An 18,281-nucleotide genomic window follows, 5' to 3' on the forward strand; every position below is an offset into this window, starting at 1 on the left:
CTATCTTTTTTTATATAATAAAAAAATGATGATCTTTGTGACCATCATTTTTACTAAACAAACTAGAACTACTTATTAGCTTTTTCTTTAATCGTTTCTGCAGACGCCTTTAATTTCTTTTCTTCTTCATCAGTCAGTGTCAATTCAACGGTTTGAACAATACCGTCACGACCAACAATTGCCGGGTAAGATAAGTAGGTACCATATTTTTCTTGGTAATTTGAAACTGGCATTTCAGTGTGAGCATCGCTTTGAATGGTTTCTACCAAGCGAGTCACAGCAGCTGAAATACCGTAGTTAGTATATTGCTTACCCTTATAAACTGTTTGACCACCAAACTTAATTTCATCGTTTAAGTCTTCAAGCTTAAGGTGTTTTGCTTCAGCTACTTCAGTAATTGGTTTTTCCAAAACTTTAACAGTTGACCAAGCAGTAAATTGTGAATTACCGTGTTCACCCAAGTTAAAGCCTTCAACTGAACGAGGATCTACATTCATTCGTTCACCAACAGCACGCTTCATACGGGCTGTATCTAATAAAGTACCGGTACCAATGACATGCTTGCGCGGTAAACCAGTTAGCTCTTGATACATATTAGTAATTGCGTCTACTGGATTGGTAATGGCAACCAAAATACCATTGAAGCCGCTCTTCTTGATTGACTCCGCAATGTCTCCAATCCGCTCACGGTTATAATTCAATTCTGCAAAGCGCTCGCCGCCTGCTTCCAACTCAATATTTCCAAAAGCACTAATGACAATGTCTGCATCCTTGAGGGCGGAATAATCATTGATCGTAATAGTAGTGTGATGCTTCAAATTTGCCATCGCGTCTTGAAAATCAAGCTGATCTGCTCTAACCTTTGCTTCATTAACATCAATCATAACGAGGTCATCTACTAAACCTGTTAATATTAACTGTTGCGCTACCGTACTGCCAACGTGGCCGTCACCGATAACTCCTATTTTATTACTCATAATTTTTCCCTCCTACTTGTTTTTCAAAATTATGTAATTTCTATTATATACAAAATAATGATAAAAATAAAATTATTTTTAAAAAAATATTAGGCTTTTTGCTATTATTGCTAAATATAAATTAAAACTCGCTCATTTTTTAAAATTCTCTTCCAAGAAAGCGTATACTAAAGAAAGGAGGTACATTATGAGACAAATTAAAATTGGCAACACCAACTTTTCTGGTTCAGCCATTGCACTCGGAATTATGCGCATGAATAAACTGACTGTTGATGAAGCTGTCAAGGTATTAGAAACTGCCCATGAAACTGGTATTAACTATATTGATTCAGCTGATGTTTATGGTCATGGTAAATCTGAAGAAATTTTCGGAGAAGCATTACAAAAATCAACCTTAAAACGCGACGATTTTTACATTCAATCTAAGACTGGGATTTATGAAAGTCCTGAGTTAGATTACAAGACTACCAGGTATGATTTTTCTAAGAAATACCTGATTAATGCCGTAGATGGTATTCTCTCTCGGATGAGAATTGACTATTTAGACAGCTTGCTGCTCCACAGACCAGATGCTTTAATGGATCCAGCTGAAGTTGGCGCTGCCTTTGATGAATTGCAAAGAGACGGCAAAGTGCGGCACTTTGGAGTTTCCAACTTCAACCCGATGCAAGTCGATTTACTGCAGAGTGGAGTTAGTCAAAGACTGTTAATTAATCAACTGCAATTAAGTGTCATGCACACTGGTCCAATTGACTTCAATATTCACACTAATATGACGGATGAGCGGAGTATTGATCATGACCGTGGCGTTTTGGATTACTCACGCTTGCACAACATGACCGTTCAGGCATGGTCGCCTTTCCAATACGGTCAAATTGAAGGCAATTTCATTGGCAATCCTAAGTTTCCAGAAGTCAACGAAGCTTTACAAAAAGTAGCGGATCAAAAAGGTGTTTCTAAAAATGCTGTGGCTGCTGCCTGGATTTTGCGGCACCCGGCAAATACACAAGTTATTATCGGTACGATGACACCAGCTCATATCATTGACAGTGCCAAGGGAGCAGATATCTCACTTACTGCACAGGAATGGTATGACATTTATTTAGCTGCTGGTAATGACTTACCTTAAAAATTAACTGATAACACAAAAATCCTAGCGCAATTTTACGTTAGGATTTTTTTTGCCAATATTAATCAATTGACTTGGATTTTCTGCTATAACTATTAGGTATATTGAGTTTTTTACGGTATTTAGCAATTACTCGTCGACTTAAAGTCACATCATGTTTGGCAAAAATTTCTACTAATTGCTGATCACTTAAGGGAGCACGGACATCTTCTTTTTTTATGATCTTTTGCAGGTCGTATTCTATGCGTGCTTGGGACAAATCAGTAGTTACTTCACGCGGAAAAAGAATTTTCAAACTGAAAACCTTATTCTGGCACTGGACGTATTTATCTTTAATCGCCCTGCTAATTGTACTTGGTGCCAGACCCAAAGCTTGAGCGGTTTCTTTTAAACCAAGTGGCTTTAACTTCTGCTTTTGCATTGTAGTTAAAAAACCATGTTGAAACTGGCCCACATATTTACCCAATCTCATGATAGTTTTCTGACGCTCTGCAATCGCATTTTTCATTTCAAGAAAATGCTGCTTTTGCTCCGAAAAATACTTACTTTCATTGGACTGATCTTTTAATTCACGATATGATTTTTCATCAAAAACCATCTCTGGTATTTGTGCTTGAAAGTTTTCTACCGTTATACGTCCATCTGTTACCTTATAAATCAAATCGGGTAATAAATATTGAACATTACTGTCGACCACATAATCACTGGCTGGAGTAGGGTTCAGCGTTTGTATGCTGGCCAGTGCATCATTTAATTCGGATATTGAAAACCTAGAGTTAGACCATTGTTTTGGATCGGCCAGCATTTCCAACTGATTATTAAGCAAAATTTCAAGTGCTACAGGATTAAAGTTGTCTTTTTGTTTTGCCTGAAGCGCTAAACATTCAGCCAGATTCGCAGCTCCGATCCCACACGGGTCAAGACTTTGAAGTAGGCTTTTTGCCCTTAATAATTTTGCCAGAGTAAACTCAGTTTGTTCCGCAATTTTAGCCAAATCAATTCTTAAGTAGCCATCTTCATCAAGATTATAAATCAAAGCCTTGACTGCACTTTTTTCCCAAGTGTGCCAGTCACTTAAATCCACTTGCAATAATAAATGATCTATTAAATTTTTTCCTTCAGGCGAGCGCAGCCATTCTAAATTCTGCATCTCTCCCTTAGGCTCTTTCAAAGTCACAAAGGGATTGCTGGCACTCATTTCCTTCATGGCATTTATTAAGTCATGAGTACTGTAAGAAAGAACGGTTAAGTTCTGCTTTAATTTTGGTGACAAAAAAAGCCGTGTCACTAACTGCTCTTTCGGCTTTAATACCATTTTTTGCAATCGCGTCATCGGCTTTTCCTCCTCTTACTTAAGAATGACTATCTATTTAATTATACTACACCTATCAGTCCTAAAAAGATTGACAGTACAAATATACCTAACATTATTCAATTAATGTTTACCCTTTTGCATAAAAGGTAAAAACAGCCTACGGTTATCAAAAGAGGTATTAGACCTTTAAATAATTGATCAAGATATCCGTGAAACAGAATTGGCTTTCCTTTACCAATATTTAGGGACAAATTTATCTAAAATTTAACATCCATAGTTGTCATACGGCCAGCTTTACTAGAAGTTAGTAACACACTTTTTCTCACCCCACTTAATTAGCACTAACAATTAAATTAAGTCTTGACATTAATTTCTTATTTTTTTATAATTTGATTATTGAAGTTGGAGGTAAGGATAATGACTCAATTTAGTCAAAAAGAAAATCAACTAAATAATCGTTATTATCTTAGCTACTATAGATAAGAGTTTGGGTTCATCTAGGTGGATTCAAACTAAACACAAGTTTGAATTTATCTATGATGGCTAAGACTCTTTTAGTTTGGTTAGCCACATAGCTTTCTAAGTGGCTGACCACATTCAATCGTTTTTGGCAATAAAAATTTTTGTGTACCCGCTTAGAAATAAGTGGGTATTTTTTATGGAGGCAGAAAATGCATTTTAAGAAATTGATCACAGGAATTAGTATTGTCGGATTAATGGCACTGGGAGGGTGCAGCAGCAAAAAAGCTAGCAAGTCGCCTGATGTTAAACATGTTGGTGTCTTACAAGTAGTGCAGCACCCTTCTTTAGATAAGGCATACAAAGGTTTTAAAAAGGGACTAAAAGAAAGTGGTTTTGTTGAGGGTAAAAATCTTAAAATTGACTACCAGAATGCGCAAAACAATCAAGACAATCTGAAAAGTATGAGTGAAAAACTGGTTAATGAAAAATCAGATTTGATTTTGGGCATTGCCACTCCAGCTGCACAGAGCGTTGCCAATGCGACCCAAAAAATACCAACTGTTGTTACTGCTGTAACTGACTTGAAAGCGGCTAAGTTAGTTGATTCAGATGCTAAACCTGGCAGAAACATTACAGGAACAACAGACATGGTTTCAATTAAACGCCAGATCAAACTGCTCCTGTCAATTGTTCCGAAGGCTAAAACTATCGGTATCATGTACAACGCTGGTGAATCGAATTCCAAAATTCAAGCTGACTTAGCAACAGCTGCACTGAAAAAAGCGGGAGTGAAAGTTTTAATTAAAACGGCAAATACGACTAACGATGTCCAGCAAGTAACTGAAACGCTTGCGTCTAAAGTTGACGGTATTTTCGTTCCTACCGATAATACTTTCGATTCAGCTGCTTCTGTAGTTGGAAAAGTAGTCAAAGAAAAGAAAGTTCCCCTGGTAGCAAGTTCCGTTGATCAAGTTAGAACAGGTGGTTTGGCCTCAATCGGAATTGATTACGAACTATTAGGAGAACAAACTGGCAAAATGGCTGCAAAAATCTTATCTGGAAAAGCTAAGCCAGCTAACATGCCGGTTGAAAAAGCACATGATATGAAATTAGTTGTTAATAAGAGCATGGCAAAAGCACTGGGAATTGATCCTAAATCAATCAAAGCACCTAAATAATTTTAAGTTGATATAAAAAGGCCGCTAAACATTGAAACAAATAACGTAAGCGAGAAACTTTGTTACTTATTCAACTGGGTGGCCTTTTTATTTAGCAATAATAATTAGAACGAATTTTTATTGAGACTCTGCTTTAAACAAGCATAAAGATTATTATTTCTGCAATCAAATTTTATTATTTCTTGACTTTTTCTTCTTTATTTTTTATAATCTTTTCATTAAGGTTGGAGGTAAAGTTTTATGAAATATAATTTAACACGAGTCTCACAACTGAATAACCGTTATTACTTTAGCTATTTTAGATAAGGTTTGGGTTCATCTAGATGAATTCAAACCAGACTCAAGTTTTGAATTTATCTATGATGGCTAAAGTCCTTTAATTGCGGTTAGCCACATAGCTTCTAAGTGGCTAATCACAAATGATTATTACTAATAATTCTTGTATATCCACTTAGAAATAAGTGGATATTTTTTTACGGTCAGCAGAATTACGGAGGAAGAAAAATGCGAATCAAGAAATTAGTTATGGGAATGGCCTTAACCGGTTTGTTACTACTAAGTGGTTGCAATAACAAAAAATCAGGCAGTACAGCAACTGTCAAACATGTGGGTATACTGCAAGTAGTACAACATCCCTCTTTAGATGAAGCCAACAAGGGCTTTAAAGAAGGTCTAAAAGAAGAAGGCTACACTGAAGGGAAAAATTTGAAAATTGATTACCAAAATGCCCAAAATAGCCAAGACAATCTGAAAAGTATGAGTGAAAAACTAGTCAACGAAAAATCAGATTTAATTTTGGGAATTGCCACCCCAGCAGCGCAAAGTGTTGCTAATGCGACCCAAGATATTCCGATTGTGGTCACTGCTGTGACTGATCTGAAAGCTGCCAAACTAGTTAATTCTGATGCAAAACCTGGTAGAAATGTCACAGGAACTACTGATATGGTTTCAATCGATAAACAAATCAAATTACTTTTATCAATTGTGCCTAAGGCGAAAACAATTGGCATTATGTACAATGCGGGCGAAGCCAATTCTAAAATTCAAGCTGATCTAGCCATCAAGGCACTGAAAAAATCTGGCGTTAAAGTTTTAGTTAAAACAGCTAATACCACTAACGACGTTCAACAAGTAACAGAAACCTTAGCTGGTAAAGTACAAGGAATTTACGTACCCACAGACAACACATTTGCTTCTGCTTCTTCAATTATTGGTAAGGTTGTTAAGGAAAAGAAGATCCCACTGGTAGCAGGTTCAACTGACCAGGTTAAAACTGGCGGCTTGGCTTCTATTGGAATAGATTATGAGGCACTCGGTAAACAAACCGGTAAAATGGCTGCCAAAATTTTAGACGGTAAAGCTAAACCTAAAGATATGCCAGTTGAAAGGGCAACTGATTTGAAATTGGTAGTTAACAAGAAAATGGCAAAGGCACTTGGAATTGATCCTGCTTCAATTAAAGCACCTAAGTAAATTAAAGAAAGGCAGCGTGAAATAAAAGTTATGTTAAATACATTTTGGGAGTTGTTACTTTCGTCTACTTCACAAGGACTACTTTGGTCCCTAATGGCGATCGGTGTTTATTTAACTTTTCGAATATTAGATCTAGCCGACATGACGGCTGAAGGCAGCTTTCCCTTAGGGGGAGCTGTTGCGACGATGTGCATTATTAAAGGCATTAATCCGATATTGGCAACAATTGCCGCATTTATTGGCGGTTTGATTGCTGGCTTAGTTACTGGTATTTTGAACACCAAATTGCGTATTCCTTCCTTACTAGCAGGAATTATTACAATGACTGGATTGTACTCCATTACTTCCAGAGTAATGCAAAACGCTGCCAACGTTTCATTGCTAGGCAAAAAGACGGTCTTTACAATTGCGCAAAATTGGGGCTTAAGTCGTAACAATGCTGTAATTGCAATGGGACTAATAGTTGCACTTTTAGTTATTATGTTATTAGTCATTTTCTTTAAAACTGAAATTGGTTTAGCTATGAGAGCTACTGGTGACAATCCGCAGATGAGTGCTGCCAACGGCATTAAAACTCAAGGAATGAAAATTTTAGGTTATATGATTTCTAATGGCTGTATTGCCTTGTCAGGTGGACTGTTAGCACAAAATAACGGCTTTGCCGACCTTAACTCTGGTGTGGGTACTCTTGTTATCGGGCTAGCTTCAATTATTATTGCAGAAGTACTTATTAGGAATTTGTCAATTGGTGGTCGTTTACTTACTTTAGTAGTAGGTGCCATTATTTATAGATTGATTTTAGCTTTAGTATTCCAAATGAATGTCGAACCGTCTGATGCAAAATTAGCTTCAGCTTTAGTTTTAGTTGTGTGCTTAACCTTGCCAAATTTCCATTTACCACGCAATCTTAAAGGAGGAAAGCAAAATGCCAGAAGTACTAAAGATTAAAAATTTACATCAAACTTTTGAACAAGGAACTGTTAATGAAAACCGTGTTTTACGCGGAATTGACCTTAGTTTAGAAGCCGGAGATTTCGTGACTATCATTGGTAGTAATGGTGCTGGTAAGTCTACCCTGCTCAATAGTATTGCCGGAACGTTACCTATTCAAGAAGGACAAATTATTCTAAAAGGTACCGATATTACAAAACTGCCTATTACTAAAAGAGCAAAAAATATTAGTCGCGTTTTTCAAGATCCTAAAATGGGAACAGCAGTCAGACTAACTGTCGAAGAAAATTTGGCTTTAGCTATGAAGCGCGGACAGCGCCGGGGCTTTCGTCCTGGTGTTAAAAGTCAGGACAGAAAATTTTTCAAAAAGCAGCTTGCTCAACTTAATTTGAATTTAGAAAACCGTTTAGAAACTGAAATTGGTTTACTTTCAGGTGGTCAAAGACAAGCTATTACCCTTTTGATGGCAACGCTGCAACGGCCAGACTTGATTCTACTGGATGAACATACTGCGGCTCTTGATCCACAAACTTCAATAACAGTCATGCAATTAACTGAAAAGTTGATATCTGAACAGCATTTAACAGCTTTTATGGTTACCCACAACATGGAAGATGCTATACGATACGGTAATCGATTGATTATGTTGCATCAAGGTCGTGTGGCAATTGATTTGGCCGGTGAAGATAAACAAAACTTGACGGTGCCTAAACTGATGGAGCTATTCCAAAAGCACGTTGGTTCGGGGCTTGAAGATGATGCTATTTTACTGGCTTAAAACAGAAAAACAATCTGAATTTCAGATTGTTTTTTATTTTTCTTAGATAGATCTTAATATTTATTACTACTATTCTGCAAGCAATTTTGATGTGCCTCAATTACTTTAACAACGTTATCTATTGGTTCTGAACAATTATTTTTTAGCCACTCTGTAATTATAGCCACTATACCATTGCGAAAAAATACTTCATCATAATGATTTTTTTCTTCATGACTATCTATAAACTTTTCAGCAACACCATCTTGTAAATTTAGTTTAAAAAATAAACGATACAAATCTCGGTTGTCTTTAACATGTTGCAATAATTTTGAAAAACATGGTTTTTTAGAATTATTTTGCGTTAGTGCGTATTCATCAACAAAATATTTTCTTAATTTGTCTGCCATATCATAAATATCTGTGTAATTATCATAAAAAGTTGACCTGTTAATATGTGCCTTTTGACAAATTTCAGTGACTTTTAAATTTTCTAAGTTACTATTCTTTAAAAGTTCAACTACGGCATTTTGAATTTTTTTACGTGATACAGTGCGATTTCTTTTTTTATTCATAGAAATGATTATGACATATAAAAATATTTTTGTTAAAGCTTTTTTAATTTATATATGCTAATAAATAATTGAACTAAAGCCAAAAATGTCATCATACCGAATGTGAATTGAATTCCTATATAATTTGCCGTCACCTTGGTATCAATAAAGTGGGTTGCGCTAGTCATAGCTTCCATAAATAAAGAAGTTCCTATAGCACCGCTTAATGTTCTTAAACAAGTTAGAAGAGCTGTACCATTTGCTGCTTCATTTTTAGGCAAACTTTGCATTCCCCAAGTTACGATTGGCATCATCAAACAGCCAACCCCTAATAAACGGAGAAGATAAAGAGCTCCTAACAAAATTATTTCTTTTGGAGAATTGATAAATGTTACTCCCAAACAACTAATTACTAATAACAAGCTTCCTGAAATTGCCAATTTAGTTATTCCAAATCTATCATAAAACATTCCGGTAAAAGGATTAATTAGAGCCATAGCTAATGATCCGGGCAACATTATAAATGCTGAAATAAGGGCTGATTTTTTCATTACAGTTTGAATTAAAATAGGGTAAATAGTTGAACTACCCATCATTATTGCATAAAGAAGCATACTGATTAATACAGCCAAACGAAATTTTGAATTCTTAAAAATTCTTAGATTTAGTAATGGTTCATCATCTTGTAACTGTCTTTTACAAAAAATAATTATTAATACTGTTCCAATAACCATCAAGATTAAGCTTGTAAATAATCTAGTAGTAATATTGCTTAGTCCTATCAACATACTGCTCAAGCCACCAGTACTTAATAATAGAGAAAAGTAATCTAGATGATTTTTTGCAACTGGTGAAACATTTTCAACGCTAAAGATTGCTAAAATTATAATAAACAGTGATGCAACAGCTGAAATAAAGAAAACACTACGCCAACCCCATATTTCAATAAGGAAGCCTGTTAAAGTTGGTGCTATCACAGGTGCTGCTCCTGATGCCAATCCCAATATCCCCATGACTGTTCCCTGCTTGTTAACCGGATAAAGAATCATAATTACTACTTGAGTTAATGGTAAAATAATGCCGCTACCAAAGGCTTGAAATATACGACCTATTAGTATAATAGGAAAATTATTCCCCCAACAACAAAGCAATGTGCCGAAAGCAAATAATAGCATTGACGATAAAAATATTTGCCTAGTAGTAAAGTTTTTAATCAAATATGCTGATATAGGAATCATTAAAGCCATAGCTAAACTAAAAGCGCTGGTTAACCATTGGGCAGTTAGTGCGGTCAATGATAACTCATGCATAATTTGTGGTAAGGCCGTTGTTAAAGAAGTTTGAAGAAACGATGTAACAATTGTTCCAGTCAAAAGAGTTCCAAAAATTAAATTAGCTTTTTTTCCAGTCATGAATTTCTCTTCTTTCAATTTAAGTTGTTTTAATTATATTGATGTAGAAAAGATAAACAACCAACAATTTATATTGAAATGTTGGGAAAATATAAATAGTAAATCAATTAAAAATTGAAATGGGTATTCTATTATCCATTTAAGAAAAATCTGATAGTCCATTGTAAAAACAAAACAGCCTGCTAATGATTAAAAATCACCAGCAGGCTTTTTATCTGTTACAACTGCAGAAATCTGACTTAATTTACAATCTCTATAAGGAAAAATCAGACCCATTTTATTACTATCTATCAATAAAACTAATTTTTTGCTGCATTCAATTAAAGTATGCTTTATGCTAGACTCGGATTCAACCTTATCAGTAACACCGTACTCCAGACTAAATCCTCTACATGACATAAAAGAAATATCAAAAACATGATCACGTAAATTTCTGGCAGTAATCATACTACTAGAATATGTATCAATCATACTCCCCCCAATTACATTAATTTTATTTTGTGTATGTAGATTTAAATAGATTGCCGTTTCTAAATTAGTAGTTGAAATGTTTAAGTCGTTAAAAGCAGCAAGCTCTTAAAAGACATACTGTTTTTTATAATATCACTCAATATGTGGGAACCTTTTGTCAAGGATTGGTTGCATCAATGGAGAAGCAGGCTTCCCAACACGAAGATTATGATGTTTCTTCAATTAGTGCCGTCAAAGCCAGTTTGATGGGACCAATGTCTGGAATTGGTGACACGCTATTTTGGGGTATTTTAAGAGTTATTGCTGCCGGAGTCGCAATGACATTTGGAATGCAAGGCAATGTTTTAGCACCCTTCGTCTTCCTGTTGATCTACAACATCCCTGCTCAATGGTGTCACTGGGAAATGACTAAACTAGGATTTACAGTAGGTTCTGAATATATCACTGAAATGTATTCATCTGGTTTATTAACAATTTTCACAAAAGCAGCCAGAACTTTAGGTTGCTACTGGTTGATAGCAAAGAAGCACGTCAACTTTACAATTGTCATCTTGGGCTTAATTGTCTTTTGCATTTTGATAAGTGCATTAGGCATTGCTTAAGGCTAGAAGAATTAATTAAAAATAGCAAGACTTTCAAAAAAGCCATAATTATTTTCCCCTGCATGTAGCAGTTCAACATCTTGATAATCTTTAGTATTCATGAAGATGACAACCCTTGAGCAATCATAACCTGCTTTTCTCACCTATCCCTTACAGTGATTGGTCCTCAAATTGTTCTTTGCCATCAAATTCTTTAGAGTGCTCCAATTCATCAAACTTTTGTTCATTATCACTTTCAATTGCTGCTAATTCTTCTACCCTTCTTTCATGACGACCGCCAATATATTTGGCTTCTAACCAATTTTTGACGATCATCTTGGCTAACTCTGGACCAACTACGCGAGAGCCGAAAGCTAATACATTTGTATTGTTATGCATTCGCGAGAGCTTAGCTGAATAGCAGTCACTGCATACGCAGGCACGAATACCTTTTACCTTGTTTGCTGCTAATGAAATGCCTACACCAGTGCCACAAATTACGATTCCCAGATCATAATCCCCATTAGCAACGGCTTTACCAACCTTTTGACCGTAAATAGGGTAATCAGTTCGCTCATTACTCTTAGTCCCAAAATCATAAACTTCATAGCCCAAGCTTTTAACATATTCCATAATTGTAGGTTTCAGTTCCAAGCCGACATGATCTGATCCAAAAGCTATTTTTATTTTCTTTGCAACCATTTTTACTGATTTTCCTTTCTGATTTGAGCAATTGTTTCCTGATAAGAAACTGGCTTGTTAAATAGTGCCGAAGTTCCGAGAATAAAATTATCAACGCCTTTTCTATGCAGTTGATTAATTTTTTCTCGTGAAACTGCTCCGTCAATTCCTAGGACAAACTCATACTTTTCTTTTGCTGCAATAAACTGATCTAGCTTTGGCATTACAAAATCTTGAAACGGCTGTCCTGCAAATCCCGGATGAACAGTCATTACTAAAACATAATCTACATTAGGTAAAAGCTCCTGAACTGTCATAAAAGATGTACCAGTATTTACTGCAATTCCAGCTTTTTTACCCAAAGCGTGAATATCATCAATTGTCCTCGCAGGTTGTTTTTCAGCATCTGGACAAAAATAAATAATGTCTGCTCCCAAATCACTAAAGAATTTAATGTAAGAACGAGGATTTTCAATCATCAAATGAGCATCCATAGGCTTTTTCGTCAAGGAACGGATTGTTTGATAATCTTCTGGTCCTAATGCAAAATTCGGAACATATCTACCATCCATTACATCCATGTGATACATATCGACTCCAGCGTTATTCAGCTTTTCAACTTCTTGTTTTAAATCACTAAAATCTGCGCACATCATTGACGGGCTTAGTATTAAAGACATTTTCTCCTCCTTTTTGAGTAATCGTTTACTCAAATTAACATACTGCTATTATTGCACTTAATTTTTTATTTGTAAACGTTTTTCTAAATAACAAGTTATAAATATGAGCAATCGTTTAACTATAAAAAGGATATTCATTTTTTATTTTAATGATATAATTAGGCAATAAATGAAGGAGTAGGTAATGAAGCAATATTCAATTAAAGACATTGCAAAATTATGTAATGTTTCAACTGCAACAGTTTCACGGGTAATTAATAATAATGGCAGGTTTTCTGAAAAAACCAGGCAAAGGGTTTTAGACGTTATTAAGCAAACTGGCTATAAAATCGATAACAATGCCCGTAGTTTGCGTACGAATATTACATTTACTATCGGAATCCTTGTTCCAGACATTAAAAATCCATTCTTTGCCGATTTGGTTCAAAAAATTGAAGAATTGCTGTTTACCAAAAACTATTCCACCATTATTTGTAATACTGATAAAAATGAACAAAAAGAAAAAGCATACTTACGTATGCTTGAAAACAAAAAGGTTGATGGCATTATCGTGATTTCTGGGTCTTATCAACACGGTTTTAAATTTCAAAGTTCTCTAAAAGAAATTCCCTACATTTGTATTGACCGCGAACCAGAAAATTTTCATAATACAGTTTTTATTTCTTCTAATCACTATCAAGGTGCCCTGGATGCAACTAATTATTTGTTTCAAAAAGGAGCAGAATCTCCTGTGGTCGTAGTCAAAAAGGTTAGTAGCTCAATTAAATCTAGAATTGACGGTTTTAAGGAAAGTTTGAAAAATCATTCTCTTAAATTCGTTAAGTCACGCCACGAACTGAAGTTGCAAAGTCAATCTTCATTCGCCAAATTTTTGCAAAAAAATCCCAAAACTGACAGTTTATTTGCGGTCGATGACGGGATTGCAATGGAATTACTCAAATATCTTAAAAATCTTGGTTACCAAGTTCCACAACAAATTCAAGTTGTAGGTTTCGACGATGTACCTGCAGCTAACATAATTACACCAAAGTTAACAACCATCCAGCAAAATACCAGAAAAATTGCTCAAACAGCAGTTACCAGCATAATGCATGCCATCAATAAGCAAAATGAAAAAGGAAGTCAATTTCTAATTCCAACTAAATTAATAATCAGAGAAACCACAAAATAGCTAAGTAAAAACTTAGCTATTTTTGTTTAAAGACGTTGCTTTATTTTGTTGTTATATATCTCTTGATATAACTTTAGCATTTTATTTAAATACTGTTTTTTTGATTTTTCCTGAGTAGGGAAATATTTAATTACGGTATTATGTAAATTATCATGCATTGCAATCGTATATGCGCCTTCAGATACCACTTGTTCTGCATCTATACACTCTACCCTTAATTCTAGTATGTCAGCTTTGAGTTGTGACCAAATTGGATCTTTTACTGCTGGACCAATTACTTTTATTGCTGTATAGTCCTTTGATTTAAACATCGACTCATATGCAATATAAAACTCAAACGTTAAACCGAGAAATAAACCAAAGGTTAACTCATTTAATGTTGTCTGTCTTGTTAGACCATATATCATGCCCTTACTGTCTGGCATTTTATTTGGTGCTCCACTACCGTTAAAATGGGGAAAGAATAAGACTTGAGAATCAAAAAGCGAATGATCGTTATATTCATCTAAAACTTGATTCATTGTTAAAGAAAACTTTTCTTCACTAATTTTGAAAGCATTCATAAACCAAGCAATAGTTGAACCAGCCGAAGGCATGGCAGTAAACCTGGTATAAAGTTGGCTATTTGTATAAATTCCGTTTGCCAGGCCATTTTTCTGTGCCTCTTTTGCAACATCTGGCTGATTGACGAGAGTCATAATAGCCTCAGTAGTTCCTGTTGAGTCAAACAGCTCTGAATTTTGCAAATTAATTCCTGTTGCTCCACACATATGGTCATGACCGCCAATTACTACCTGGCAATTTTCATTGAATAAGTTTGCAATTTTTCCGCAAACTTTCCCCAGATTAGTACCTGACTGAAAGACTTGAGGAAAAGTGACATTTTTTATTTTAAAAATATCTTTTATTCTTTCAGACCACTTTCTCTTTTTAATATCAAAGCAAAGCGTCCGACTGGCAATTGTATTTTCAGTAGCCAAATTCCCAGTTAATTTAAAAACTAAATAATCAGGAATACACAACCACATAAATTTATCTTTTGGCTCTTTAACGGTTTCATCATATCTAAGTAACCATGCGATTTTACAAGCAGAATAATGTGCATTTAAAGGTAATCCCGTAATTTGATAAATTTCATCCCTTTCGGCCTGAGGAATCTGGTCAACAATTAATTGTGCACGCTCATCATACCAAGCAATACATTGACTAACTTCTTCTTTTTTTTCATTTATTAATATGCCGGACTCTCCAACACTTGCTATTGCAATCTTCTCCACTTTATTTAGCTGAGACAAATTAAAAGTTTTTATTTTTGCAACAATTTCTGCCCACAACTTTTTTAAATCAAAGTTAGTGAAATTTCCCATTACTTTCTTCGGTGTAGGAAATGCTTTTAACTCAGGAATTCGGTCATGCCACAAAGTAACTTTAGTATTGGTTGTACCAACATCAATGGTTAGGCAATTATTGATCAATATCAACTACTTCTTTCTTCGTAGTGCGATATATCCACCAAACTAAAAGGCCAATTACCACAATTCCACCTATAGCAAAAGGATTAAGTTCAAAAATTTTCACTATCCAAAATCTAAGCGGATTACCACCATCTAAAAAGCTTGTAACTGTAGCGTGGGCAGCACCTTTATATGCTACAGTTCTAGCCATCTTTGTTATGACTGGAGCCATAGCACTTGCAATATAAAGATCACCTATTAAACACGGGATAGCAATAATTACAGCCCTGAAAATATTACCCTTGCAGGCTAAAACAATCATAGATGCAAAAACTGCTAAGTTAGCCAGATCAGCTAGAGGCAAAGTGCGATTGCCAGGCATGATAAATGCCAAAAGAATGGCAAGGGGCGTTAACAGTAAAGCTGTTGAAATTATGGAAGAATTACCGATAGCTACAGCTATATCCAGGCCAATAAAAAGATCTTTTCTATTTGGAAACCTCTTTGTTAAGAATGTTTGTACTGCTTGTGAAATTGGCATTAATCCTTCAAGCAAAACTCTAGTCATTCTTGGCAAGAGTAGCATTACTGCAGCTAAATTAACACCGATATTTAACAGCCCTTTAACATCATAGCCAGCTAATAATCCTAATAAAACACCTAAAATTAAGCCAATCATCATAGGCTCACCGAAAATGCCAAACTTCTTTTGAATGGTTTTCGGATCAATTTTAATATTCCTAACACCAGGGATCTTATCTATTAGCCAATTTCCTAACAGTCCTATCGGCCAAAAGGTAATCGAAGAAACTGTAGGCAAAGAAATGCCTTCTAAGCCAAAATATTTTTCACCCATTGGCGCTGCCCAGTCTGCCATTTTAAAAACTATTATAGTAATAACTGCAGCAGCTAGTAATCCTAAAATAAAATTATTGGTTACATAGTAAACTAATGTACCCACAAGAGCAAAATGCCAGTAGTTCCACATATCTACGTCCACTGTCCTTGTTTTTCCTATTATCAACATTACTATGTTGATAATTATAGTCATTGGAATTACAAACGGAGCAATTGGCAAACCCCAAGTAATTGCAGAAAGAGCTGGCCAACCAAGATCAGCAGCAGGAAGGTTAATCCCTGTATGCTTAACCATGGCTTGCGCTGCCGGTCCCACATTGTTGGTCAAAATACCAAAAATTGCAAAAATACCGACAAATCCTACTCCGACAGTCAAAGCAGCTTTGAATGCCTGTGAGACTTTCATTCTAAAGCATAAACCTACTATAAATAGGATGATGGGCAGCATTACAATAGCTCCCATACTTAAAATGTATTGAACTATATTATTAATTTGTGAAGCCAAATTAACCATTTTTTGCCTCCTATTTTACGTAATCATAAATTTCTGCTAATGTTTTATCTGCTCCTATACCTGTAATTAGAGATAATGCATGAACAACCGGAATATCCAAGTCAAATGGTACTTGTGTGGTAGCCACTATTAAATCAACGGTTTTAGGATCTGCAACTTCTGGTAAAGAGGCAACGTTAGTTTGTGTATAAGTTACTTCCACTCCTTTATCTTTCAAGTATTCCAATGTTTTTTCAGTTGCCACAGTAGATGTGGCAATACCTGTAGCGCATACAAAAAGAATATTCTTTTTCTTATTAGACATTATTTTTCCTCCAAAATAACTTTATTTACTATTTTCAATATTTCATCTTTAGAACTATTTCTGATTTTCACCAAACTTTCAGGGGCTTGAAATATTTTCATAAGCTTAGATAAAATATTTAATTGCTTATTCGATTTATCTAGAGCCAGCATAAAAACAATTTCAACCCCAATTTTTGTTTCATCACTTCCCATTACCACTTGCTCTATCGGAGACTTCAATATGCCAATTGCAATCGCATTGTGTTTTGTCCATTTTGCATCGGTATGAGGTATTGACACACCAAAAGGATTAGTAGGCAACCCTGTCGGAAATTTTTGTTCTCGTAATATTACCTGCTGTGGATATTCAGGTTTTACCAGATCTTTTTTTATTAGAACTTTTGCCAAAGTATTAATCACATTGTCAAAATTGGTTTTTTCGTTAAAAGTGACTATTTGATCTTTTTCAAACCTAATTTTATTGTCATTTACTGCCATATCTTAATTCCTTTAATAAACTTGAGCAGGAGATAGTTTGTTCATCACGTTAATTTTGTGATAAACCACTTCTTTAACTGCTTTTCTGGCATCTAAAGTGACATTCACCAAGTCAAAGCGATCATTGTCCTTTTCGTAGTCTTGGCCCATTGTTTGTATGTATGCTTTACGCAAATCACTGGCAACATTAATTTTGACAACACCATAGTTAACCATTTGATTAATTTGCTCGTCAGGTATACCAGAAGCACCATGCAATACCAAAGGCACTTTACAAACACTTTGAATTTCTTTTAGCAGGTCGAACTTGATATCAGGATCTAGGTTCAAACCATGGACATTGCCGACAGCAACAGCCAATAAATTGACACCTGTTCTTTCAACAAAATCAACTACCTGGTCTGGGTCGGTATACTTATGATCAGGACTTACGTAGTCATCCTCTTTACCGGCTATTGCCCCTAATTCAGCTTCAACAGGTACACCGTAACCTTGAGCAAATTCGACAGCCTGCCTAGTGTGAGCGACGTTTTCATCATATTCATATTGGGCATTATCTGTCATTACCGAACCAAATCCTGCCCTGCACGCATCAACCACATTTTGAAAATCTTTACCATGATCCAAATGTAAGGTAACAGGAGTTTCCATCTTATCAGCATATCTTTTAACCATGTCAAAGATGTAGCCATAACCTGATAAAGGAATATTAGTTGGTGCTATCTGAATAAAAGCTGGAATTTTACTTTGCTCAACTGCATCCAATATGCCCATTGTTGTGATTAAATCGGTGGTATTATAAGCACCGGCACAAACATGGCGCTCTTTGATAATTTCTAATAATTTAAAGCCATTAACTAGTGGCATTGTTATTCCTCCA

General features: G+C 35.3%; 18 protein-coding genes and 2 pseudogenes. 7 read left to right on the top strand and 13 right to left on the bottom strand.

Features of this window, described 5'->3' with window-relative positions:
• Window positions 1–68: 68 nt before the first annotated feature.
• On the bottom strand, window positions 69–977 hold the full coding sequence (locus tag LDM92_RS06980) for an L-lactate dehydrogenase (RefSeq protein ID WP_187154930.1): 909 nt from the start codon (window positions 975–977) through the stop codon (window positions 69–71).
• Between the two features lie 187 nt (window positions 978–1,164).
• Between LDM92_RS06980 and LDM92_RS06985 the strand changes: the two genes are divergently transcribed.
• On the top strand, window positions 1,165–2,106 hold the full coding sequence (locus tag LDM92_RS06985) for an aldo/keto reductase (protein ID WP_223902601.1): 942 nt from the start codon (window positions 1,165–1,167) through the stop codon (window positions 2,104–2,106).
• Window positions 2,107–2,167: 61 nt separating this feature from the next.
• On the opposite strand, the gene rpoN is transcribed toward LDM92_RS06985, so the two are convergent.
• Together rpoN and LDM92_RS09965 are read right to left on the bottom strand one after the other, a co-directional pair.
• Window positions 2,168–3,439 carry an RNA polymerase factor sigma-54 gene (gene rpoN / locus LDM92_RS06990; RefSeq protein ID WP_223902602.1) on the bottom strand — a complete coding sequence of 424 codons (1,272 nt, stop codon included), beginning with the start codon at window positions 3,437–3,439 and terminating at the stop codon, window positions 2,168–2,170.
• 98 nt (window positions 3,440–3,537) lie between these two features.
• On the bottom strand, window positions 3,538–3,672 hold the full coding sequence (locus LDM92_RS09965; RefSeq protein ID WP_507762881.1) for a hypothetical protein: 135 nt from the start codon (window positions 3,670–3,672) through the stop codon (window positions 3,538–3,540).
• Between the two features lie 465 nt (window positions 3,673–4,137).
• Between LDM92_RS09965 and LDM92_RS06995 the strand changes: the two genes are divergently transcribed.
• The 4 genes from LDM92_RS06995 to LDM92_RS07010 all read left to right on the top strand — a co-directional run bounded on the left by LDM92_RS06995 (window position 4,138) and on the right by LDM92_RS07010 (window position 8,263).
• Complete coding sequence (locus tag LDM92_RS06995) at window positions 4,138–5,061, top strand: ABC transporter substrate binding protein (RefSeq protein WP_373868654.1); 924 nt, start codon at window positions 4,138–4,140, stop codon at window positions 5,059–5,061.
• A gap of 510 nt (window positions 5,062–5,571) precedes the next feature.
• Window positions 5,572–6,534 (top strand): ABC transporter substrate-binding protein, encoded by a 963-nt coding sequence (locus LDM92_RS07000; protein ID WP_373868655.1) that lies wholly within the window; start codon window positions 5,572–5,574, stop codon window positions 6,532–6,534.
• A 30-nt stretch (window positions 6,535–6,564) separates the two neighbouring features.
• Complete coding sequence (locus tag LDM92_RS07005) at window positions 6,565–7,482, top strand: ABC transporter permease (RefSeq protein WP_223902605.1); 918 nt, start codon at window positions 6,565–6,567, stop codon at window positions 7,480–7,482.
• Window positions 7,460–8,263 (top strand): ABC transporter ATP-binding protein, encoded by an 804-nt coding sequence (locus LDM92_RS07010; protein WP_223902606.1) that lies wholly within the window; start codon window positions 7,460–7,462, stop codon window positions 8,261–8,263. The genes LDM92_RS07005 and LDM92_RS07010 overlap by 23 nt, the downstream gene beginning before the upstream one ends.
• Window positions 8,264–8,316: 53 nt before the next feature.
• Here the strand turns inward: LDM92_RS07010 and LDM92_RS07015 are convergent, their stop codons facing one another.
• The 3 genes and pseudogenes from LDM92_RS07015 to LDM92_RS07025 form a co-directional block, all read right to left on the bottom strand.
• Window positions 8,317–8,817: a TetR/AcrR family transcriptional regulator gene (locus tag LDM92_RS07015; protein ID WP_223902607.1), complete on the bottom strand. Its 501-nt coding sequence runs from the start codon at window positions 8,815–8,817 to the stop codon at window positions 8,317–8,319.
• A 32-nt stretch (window positions 8,818–8,849) separates the two neighbouring features.
• On the bottom strand, window positions 8,850–10,208 hold the full coding sequence (locus tag LDM92_RS07020; protein WP_223902608.1) for a DHA2 family efflux MFS transporter permease subunit: 1,359 nt from the start codon (window positions 10,206–10,208) through the stop codon (window positions 8,850–8,852).
• Window positions 10,209–10,397: 189 nt separating this feature from the next.
• A pseudogene (locus LDM92_RS07025) lies at window positions 10,398–10,769 on the bottom strand (DeoR/GlpR family DNA-binding transcription regulator); the annotation flags it as partial.
• Window positions 10,770–10,786: 17 nt separating this feature from the next.
• On the opposite strand from LDM92_RS07025, the pseudogene LDM92_RS07030 reads away from it, so the two are divergent.
• Window positions 10,787–11,281, top strand: a pseudogene (locus tag LDM92_RS07030) (PTS system mannose/fructose/sorbose family transporter subunit IID); the annotation flags it as partial.
• Between the two features lie 150 nt (window positions 11,282–11,431).
• On the opposite strand, the gene rpiB reads toward LDM92_RS07030, so the two are convergent.
• A complete protein-coding gene (gene rpiB, locus LDM92_RS07035; RefSeq protein WP_052060281.1) occupies window positions 11,432–11,947 on the bottom strand; it encodes a ribose 5-phosphate isomerase B in 516 nt (171 codons plus the stop codon).
• Window positions 11,948–11,964: 17 nt separating this feature from the next.
• Window positions 11,965–12,621 (bottom strand): ribulose-phosphate 3-epimerase, encoded by a 657-nt coding sequence (locus LDM92_RS07040; protein WP_223902609.1) that lies wholly within the window; start codon window positions 12,619–12,621, stop codon window positions 11,965–11,967.
• A 184-nt stretch (window positions 12,622–12,805) separates the two neighbouring features.
• On the opposite strand from LDM92_RS07040, the gene LDM92_RS07045 reads away from it, so the two are divergent.
• Entirely contained in the window at window positions 12,806–13,792 is a 987-nt protein-coding gene (locus LDM92_RS07045; protein ID WP_223902610.1) for a LacI family DNA-binding transcriptional regulator, read from the top strand.
• A 26-nt stretch (window positions 13,793–13,818) separates the two neighbouring features.
• On the opposite strand, the gene LDM92_RS07050 is transcribed toward LDM92_RS07045, so the two are convergent.
• The 5 genes from LDM92_RS07050 to LDM92_RS07070 are packed head-to-tail and all read right to left on the bottom strand — an operon-like array spanning window position 13,819 to window position 18,268.
• Window positions 13,819–15,273 (bottom strand): FGGY-family carbohydrate kinase, encoded by a 1,455-nt coding sequence (locus LDM92_RS07050; RefSeq protein ID WP_309294914.1) that lies wholly within the window; start codon window positions 15,271–15,273, stop codon window positions 13,819–13,821.
• On the bottom strand, window positions 15,257–16,618 hold the full coding sequence (locus LDM92_RS07055; RefSeq protein WP_223902612.1) for a PTS galactitol transporter subunit IIC: 1,362 nt from the start codon (window positions 16,616–16,618) through the stop codon (window positions 15,257–15,259). Before LDM92_RS07055 ends, LDM92_RS07050 begins: the two co-directional genes overlap by 17 nt.
• Before the next feature lie 10 nt (window positions 16,619–16,628).
• Window positions 16,629–16,922 carry a PTS sugar transporter subunit IIB gene (locus LDM92_RS07060; protein ID WP_223902613.1) on the bottom strand — a complete coding sequence of 98 codons (294 nt, stop codon included), beginning with the start codon at window positions 16,920–16,922 and terminating at the stop codon, window positions 16,629–16,631.
• On the bottom strand, window positions 16,922–17,401 hold the full coding sequence (locus LDM92_RS07065) for a PTS sugar transporter subunit IIA (protein ID WP_223902614.1): 480 nt from the start codon (window positions 17,399–17,401) through the stop codon (window positions 16,922–16,924). Before LDM92_RS07065 ends, LDM92_RS07060 begins: the two co-directional genes overlap by 1 nt.
• 12 nt (window positions 17,402–17,413) lie before the next feature.
• A complete protein-coding gene (locus LDM92_RS07070) occupies window positions 17,414–18,268 on the bottom strand; it encodes a class II aldolase (protein ID WP_223902615.1) in 855 nt (284 codons plus the stop codon).
• Between the last annotated feature and the right edge of the window lie 13 nt (window positions 18,269–18,281).

Origin of the sequence: Lactobacillus laiwuensis (assembly GCF_019972835.1) — a bacterium.
GTDB classification, from domain to species: domain Bacteria; phylum Bacillota; class Bacilli; order Lactobacillales; family Lactobacillaceae; genus Lactobacillus; species Lactobacillus laiwuensis.

Excerpts from the sequence above, each read along its gene's own strand:
- LDM92_RS06980 (WP_187154930.1), bottom strand. The coding sequence starts at position 977 with ATGAGTAATAAAATAGGAGTTATCGGTGACGGCCACGTTGGCAGTACG.
- LDM92_RS06985 (WP_223902601.1), top strand. The coding sequence starts at position 1,165 with ATGAGACAAATTAAAATTGGCAACACCAACTTTTCTGGTTCAGCCATT.
- rpoN (WP_223902602.1), bottom strand. The coding sequence starts at position 3,439 with ATGACGCGATTGCAAAAAATGGTATTAAAGCCGAAAGAGCAGTTAGTG.
- LDM92_RS06995 (WP_373868654.1), top strand. The coding sequence starts at position 4,138 with ATGGCACTGGGAGGGTGCAGCAGCAAAAAAGCTAGCAAGTCGCCTGAT.
- LDM92_RS07005 (WP_223902605.1), top strand. The coding sequence starts at position 6,565 with ATGTTAAATACATTTTGGGAGTTGTTACTTTCGTCTACTTCACAAGGA.
- LDM92_RS07010 (WP_223902606.1), top strand. The coding sequence starts at position 7,460 with ATGCCAGAAGTACTAAAGATTAAAAATTTACATCAAACTTTTGAACAA.
- LDM92_RS07015 (WP_223902607.1), bottom strand. The coding sequence starts at position 8,817 with ATGAATAAAAAAAGAAATCGCACTGTATCACGTAAAAAAATTCAAAAT.
- LDM92_RS07020 (WP_223902608.1), bottom strand. The coding sequence starts at position 10,208 with ATGACTGGAAAAAAAGCTAATTTAATTTTTGGAACTCTTTTGACTGGA.
- LDM92_RS07040 (WP_223902609.1), bottom strand. The coding sequence starts at position 12,621 with ATGTCTTTAATACTAAGCCCGTCAATGATGTGCGCAGATTTTAGTGAT.
- LDM92_RS07045 (WP_223902610.1), top strand. The coding sequence starts at position 12,806 with ATGAAGCAATATTCAATTAAAGACATTGCAAAATTATGTAATGTTTCA.
- LDM92_RS07055 (WP_223902612.1), bottom strand. The coding sequence starts at position 16,618 with ATGGTTAATTTGGCTTCACAAATTAATAATATAGTTCAATACATTTTA.
- LDM92_RS07060 (WP_223902613.1), bottom strand. The coding sequence starts at position 16,922 with ATGTCTAATAAGAAAAAGAATATTCTTTTTGTATGCGCTACAGGTATT.
- LDM92_RS07065 (WP_223902614.1), bottom strand. The coding sequence starts at position 17,401 with ATGGCAGTAAATGACAATAAAATTAGGTTTGAAAAAGATCAAATAGTC.
- LDM92_RS07070 (WP_223902615.1), bottom strand. The coding sequence starts at position 18,268 with ATGCCACTAGTTAATGGCTTTAAATTATTAGAAATTATCAAAGAGCGC.